General features: G+C 68.3%; 3 protein-coding genes and 1 pseudogene. 1 reads left to right on the forward strand and 3 read right to left on the reverse strand.

The features are described 5' to 3' along the window. Both ASE52_RS08110 and ASE52_RS08115 read right to left on the reverse strand, forming a co-directional pair. Positions 1 to 995, reverse strand: a pseudogene (locus tag ASE52_RS08110) (cytochrome c); the annotation flags it as partial. A gap of 13 nt (positions 996 to 1,008) precedes the next feature. Then, the gene (locus ASE52_RS08115) at positions 1,009 to 1,809 is read right to left on the reverse strand and encodes a c-type cytochrome (RefSeq protein WP_057225018.1); all 801 of its coding nucleotides are present in this window, start codon (positions 1,807 to 1,809) and stop codon (positions 1,009 to 1,011) included. Between the two features lie 152 nt (positions 1,810 to 1,961). Between ASE52_RS08115 and ASE52_RS08120 the strand changes: the two genes are divergently transcribed. Beyond that, positions 1,962 to 3,446: a PLP-dependent aminotransferase family protein gene (locus ASE52_RS08120; RefSeq protein WP_057225020.1), complete on the forward strand. Its 1,485-nt coding sequence runs from the start codon at positions 1,962 to 1,964 to the stop codon at positions 3,444 to 3,446. A gap of 157 nt (positions 3,447 to 3,603) precedes the next feature. Here ASE52_RS08120 and ASE52_RS08125 read toward each other — a convergent pair whose 3' ends face one another. Beyond that, complete coding sequence (locus ASE52_RS08125; protein ID WP_057225022.1) at positions 3,604 to 5,409, reverse strand: methyl-accepting chemotaxis protein; 1,806 nt, start codon at positions 5,407 to 5,409, stop codon at positions 3,604 to 3,606. Positions 5,410 to 6,051: the final 642 nt, after the last annotated feature.

Here is a 6,051-nt window from a genome sequence, read left to right on the forward strand (position 1 = left end):
TGCTGCTCGTACACCTTGCCACCCCGTGCCATGGCGGCGGCGGGTGGCGCGGTGTAGGGCGCCGGGGTGGCGCGGGCGGCCTGCTGCGGCAGCGCCTGCAGGTACACGGCCATGGCGCGTGCATCGGCATCGGTCAGGTACTGCGTGCTGCGGAACACCACCTCGGCCATGGGGCCCAGCACCGACCCGTGCGGGGCCACACCGGTTTTCAGCAAGGCCACCACGTCGTCGGTGGCCCATTCCTTCACGCCCGCCTCGGCCGCCGCGTTGAGCGCGGGGGCATACCAGTTCTGCACCGGGATCAGCCCGCCGTTGAAGGCCTTGGCGTCGGCCGTGGCGCCCAGCGCGTTGCGCGGCGTGTGGCAGGCCGTGCAGTGGCCCAGGCCGTTGACCAGGTAGGCGCCGCGGTCGTACTCGGCCGTCTTCGTGGGTGCGGCGTCGGCAGCGGTGCTGGCGGCGCCCGGGGCAAAGAACAGCGCACGCCACACCCCCAGCGCCGCCTGCGTGCTGTACGGAAAGCGCAGCGCGTGTGCGCGGTTCGGCTCGCTGGCGGGGGGCACGCTGCGCAGGTACGCAAAGATGGCGTCCGAATCCGCGCGCGTCACCTGGGTGTAGTTGGGGTACGGGAAGGCCGGGTACAGCAGCCGCCCGTCCTTGCTGCGGCCATGGTGCATGGCGCGCCAGAACTCGGCCGACGTCCAGCTGCCGATGCCCTGCGCCGGGTCGGGCGTGAGGTTGGAGCTGTGCACCACGCCAAACGGCGTCTCGATGCCGCGCCCGCCCGCAAACGGCGCCCCGCCCTGCGTGGTGTGGCAGGCCATGCAGTTGCCGACGCGCGCCAGGTATTCGCCGCGCGCCACCAGCGCGGGCGTGCTTTGCAGCGTCTCGGCCGCGGGCAGCGGCTCTTCGCCGCGCAGGTTCAGGGTGACCAGCGCGGCGGCCACGATACCCAAAGCCGCCAGGGTGGAAGACAGGGACCAGAGGATGCGTTTCATGGGTGCATCCTTCTCAACGTGCTGCAGCTGCAGCGGCCACGGGCACCTCGGCCACGCCGCCGCAGCGGGCGGGCATGGCGGCCGGCAGGGTGCGCGCGGGCTTGCCGCCCCCGGCCACCGGCTGGGCCGCCAGCCAGGCCGACACGGCGCTCACATCGTCGGGCGTGAGCTGGCGGGCGATGTCGGCCATGCAGTCGGGCGCATGGGCGCGGCGCTGGCCGGTCTTCCAGGCGCCCAGCTGGCTGTTGAGGTAGTCGCGCGGCAGGCCCAGCAGGCCCGGGATGGACGGCGCCACGCCCGTCATGGCGCTGCCGTGGCACGACACGCAGGCAGGGATGCGGCGCGCAGCGTCGCCCTGGTGCACCAGCCTGCGCCCCTGCTCCAGCGCGGCGGCAGGCGCCTGGGGAGCGGGCGGCGGCGGGTACGGCACATCCTGCGCGGCAAAGTGCTCGGCCATTTCACGCAGGTAGTCGTCCGTCAGGTGCTCGATGAGGTAGGTCATCTGCGGGTAGCTGCGCCGCCCGTCGCGAAAGTTGAGCAACTGGTTGGCCAGGTAGCCCGCCGGCTTGCCCGCGATGCGCGGAAAGTAGCCGTCGGGCGTGGCGCGGCCTTCCTTGCCGTGGCAGGCCGTGCAGGCCAACACGCGCGAGGACATCGACGACGCGGACACCGTGGCGGACGGGGCCGCCGCAGCCGTCGCAGGAGTGGACACGGGCTGGGCCCAGGCGCCAGCGCTCCACGCCAGCGCCATTGCGGCAGTGGCGCTGGCCAGGCGGGAAACAGGGCGCAGCAGGCTGCGCGGGCAATCGATCATGGGGTTTTGTCAGTCGGGAAACGGCCGGCCCGCACACATCGCGACGGGCACCAGCACACGCCCCCACTCTACGCCCCGCCCCAAAAACAGTACAGATTCAGTTTCCAGTTAAAAATACAGATCAGTTTGCCCTGGATCAACCCCAGCCTCTCATGAAACGCTACGAACGCCACGCCGACGCCATCGCCCAACTCATCCACAGCGGCGCCCTGCGCCCGGGCGACCGCGTGCCGTCCGTGCGCGAGGCCAGCCGCACGCGCGGCATCAGCCCGTCCACCGTGTTCGAGGCGTATTACCTGCTGGAGGCCCAGGGCCTCATCCACGCCCGGCCGCGTTCGGGCTACTACGTCAGCGCCCGGCTGCCCGCCACCGGGTCGCGCCCCGCCGAGCCTCTGCCCTCGCAGCCCGCGCACACCTCCACCGGCGTGGCCATCAGTGACCTGGTGTTCGAAGTGCTGGGCCTGGCGCGCGACCGCGACCTGGTGCCGCTGGGCTCGGCGTTTCCGGGGCTGGAGCTGTTTCCGCTGGATAGGCTGGCGCGCTGCCTGGCCAGCGGCATGCGCAAGCTCGACCCCTGGAACATCGTGCAAAGCCTGCCGCCCGGCGACGAACGCCTGCGCCAGCAGATCGCGCTGCGCTACGGCCTGCACGGCAGCGCGGTGGATGTGGAAGAGATCATCATCACCAACGGCGCGATGGAGGCCCTGAACCTCTGCCTGGAGGCCGTCACCCAGCCGGGCGACATCGTGGTGGTCGAATCGCCCACCTTCTATGCCGCCTTGCAGGCGCTGGAGCGGCTGAACCTGCAGGCACTGGAAATTGCCACCCACCCGCGCGACGGCATCGACCTGGCCGCACTGGCCGAGGCGCTGGAGCGCCAGCCAGCGCACCAGCGGGTCAAGGCTTGCTGGCTCATGCCCAGCTTTCAGAACCCCCTGGGCAGCCTGATGCCCGAAGCCAAGAAACGCGAGCTGGTCGCCCTGCTGGCCCGCCACCAGGTGCCGCTGATCGAAGACGACGTGTACGGCGAGCTGCACTTCGCCCCGCACCGCCCGCCCCCGGCCAAGGCGTTCGATACCCAAGGCCTGGTGATGCACTGCAGCTCGTTCAGCAAGAGCCTGGCGCCCGGCTACCGCGTGGGCTGGGTGGCGGCGGGCCGGTTTGCCACGGCGGTGCAGCGCTTGAAGCTCATGACCACCCTGTCGGCCGCCACGCCGTCGCAGCAGGCGCTGTCCGAATACCTGGCCCAGGGCGGCTACGACCGGCACCTGCGCCAGCTGCGCCGCAGCCTGGCGCAGCAGCAGGCCATCGCGCTGGCCGCAGTGGCCCGGCACTTCCCACCGGGCACGCGGGTGTCGCAGCCCGAGGGCGGGTACTTTTTGTGGGTGGAGCTACCGCCGCAGGTCGACGCCCTGCAACTGCACCGCCAGGCACTGCAGCGCGGCATCAGCCTGGCGCCGGGGCAGATATTTTCGGCAGACCGGCGCTTTGCCCACTGCGTGCGTATCAACTACGGGCACCCGGCGCAAGAGCAGTTTGAAGCAGCCTTGGCCACCGTCGGCAGGCTGGCTACGGCCTTGGCGGTCGACGACTCAGCCGGAAAGCAAAAACAAGCTTCAAAACAGATGGAGCCCTGAGAGCACCTTGGTGGTGTGCGGCAGAAAGAAAAACACAAAGAAGGCCTCCTTCATGTGCACTCTTCTGCACTCTTTTTTGATAGCTACCAGCGCTTGATAGATAAGCGCTGGCAGCCTGTATCGATCATTTTTTGTGCCGCGCTTTGCATGCGTGGGCTCAGAAACGCTCCCATTCGTCGTCATCGCCTCCTGCCAATGCCGGTGCCGGGCTGTGCGCCCCGGGCTTGCCGTCGGCAGGGGCGGCACCTGCCTTCGGCGTGGGCAGTTTTGTCTGGGGTTTGACCGCCGTCTTGGGGCCGCGGAAGCTGCTGCCACCGGCCTTGGACGGTGTGGCGCGATGGGCGGCCATCCCCGGTGCAGGCATGGAGGCCCGGGCTGCAGGTGCAAGGGAAATGCCGGTGCTTGTATTGGCGTTGGCGTTGGCGTTGGCGTCCAGCTTGAACACAGCCACGGCCCCCACCAGCGCCTGGGCCTGCTGGCTCAGGCTGCTGGCGGCAGCGGCCATTTCCTCCACCAGCGCGGCGTTCTGCTGCGTGACCTGGTCCATCTGCGTCACGGCCTCGCCCACCTGCGACACACCCGTGCTCTGCTCGCTGCTGGCCGCACTGATCTCACCCATGATGTCCGTCACGCGGCGGATGGAGGACACCACCTCGGTCATCGTCACACCCGCCTTGTCCACCAGCGCCGAGCCCTGCTCCACGCGCTCGACGCTGGCGGTGATCAGGGCCTTGATCTCTTTGGCGGCCTCGGCACTGCGCCCTGCCAGGCTGCGCACTTCTCCGGCCACCACGGCGAAGCCCCGGCCTTGCTCGCCCGCACGGGCCGCTTCCACGGCCGCATTCAGCGCAAGGATGTTGGTCTGGAAGGCGATGCCGTCGATGACGCTGATGATGTCGGCGATCTTCTTGCTGCTGTCGTTGATGCCTTTCATGGTCTCGACCACCTCGGACACCACATCGCCGCCCTGCCCGGCCACGGTCGATGCGCTCATCGCCAGCTGGTTGGCCTGGCGCGCGTTGTCGGCGTTCTGCTTGACGGTGGAGCTCAGTTCTTCCATCGATGCCGCCGTCTCCTGCAGCGCGCTGGCCTGCTGTTCGGTGCGGATGGACAGGTCGTTGTTGCCCGAGGCGATCTCGGCGCTGGCCGATGCGACACCCTGCGCATTGCCACGCACGCCCGACACCACATTCGCGAGGTTGTCGCGCATGGCCGTCAGGCCACCGAGCAGCTGGGCGATCTCGTCCTTGCCCTGCGCCTTGATCGGCACCGTGAGGTCGCCCTGCGCCACCGAATCGGTGATCTGCACCGCGTTGCCCAGCGCACGCGAGATCTGCCGGATCATGGCGCCGCCCATCAACACCGCCAGCAGGATGCCCAGCACCACCGCCGTGAGCACCATGGCGCGGATCGTCTGAAAGCTCGTCTCGGCGCGGTCGTACTCGGCCTTGGCGCGGTCAAGCTGCACCTGCATGAGCTGGCTCAGCACATCCTGCAGCGGATCGATGGCGGGGTACATCTCCTTGGCCGCAAAGGCGGTGAGCGCGGCCACATCGCCCGATCGCAAATGGCCGGTGAGCGCATCGGCCGCCCCGTCGGCCTTGACCTGCAGGGGCTTGAAGCGCTCGACCAGCTGGGTTTCCTCCGGCACGAGGTGTGTGGCCAGGTAGGCTTTCCAGTTCGATTCGATGGCCTTGCGTGCGTCGGCCACCGACTGCAGCCCTTGCACTGAAGTCATGGCGCCGTCACGTACCTTGTGCGCGGCATCGACCACATTGACGGCATACATGTCTGCCACCACCTTGATCTGCTTGAGGGGCACGACGCGATCGTCGTACACCGACTTGAGCCCCGTATTCGACTGCCCCATGCCGAACAACCCCGCCACGCCGACCAGCAACACCAGCAGGCACAAGGCTGCGAGCAGACCGGCAAGGCGCGTGGATATCTTGAACTGGTTCATGGCAACGCTCCTGAAGTGGGGACATGGAAGAAACTGCAACTCCACCACGCGCCAGGGCGCCATCGGTCTGCAGGCCGGCGGCAGAGGGCTGGGTTGTGGTGGTGCAAGCGGGCGGGAAGCGACACGCAGGATGTGCGCCAGGCAGGTGACCGGCAACCCTGGTCCCAAGGGCCGACAGCCCATGCACCAGCAAAGTCAAAGCCGTGAACCATGAAAGAACTCCCGGCAAAAGACCAACGCATCCAAGACAAACCCGCAGCCGCACAAGAGCGGAAGGCCTGTGCGTTCAGCATAGCGCTTTCCGTTACGTTTGCGAACATTTGTCCCAAGAAAAACGACGCCCCCCGGCAGCGGCGATACGCGGGCCGTGGCAAACGGAATGGCGCCAGAAAGCACAAGGCGCGCTGCAGGGCAGAAACCTGCAGTGCGCCCAGAACGCTCCTTTTTTGATAGCTATTAGCGCTTGATAGACAAGCGCCAGGGGCTGTTTTTAATCACACCCCATGGGCTCGGGCAGTGGCCACCGCTCAGAAGCTCTCCCAGTCGTCGTCGTTGCCTCCCTTGGCTGCTGCGGGCGCTGGCGCGCTGGCAGCCGGGGCCTTGGTACTGGTTGCGGGGGCGGCTGCGCTGGTCTTGGGGGCC

The sequence above is a fragment of the Acidovorax sp. Root275 genome (assembly GCF_001428965.1).
Lineage (GTDB): Bacteria > Pseudomonadota > Gammaproteobacteria > Burkholderiales > Burkholderiaceae_C > Acidovorax > Acidovorax radicis.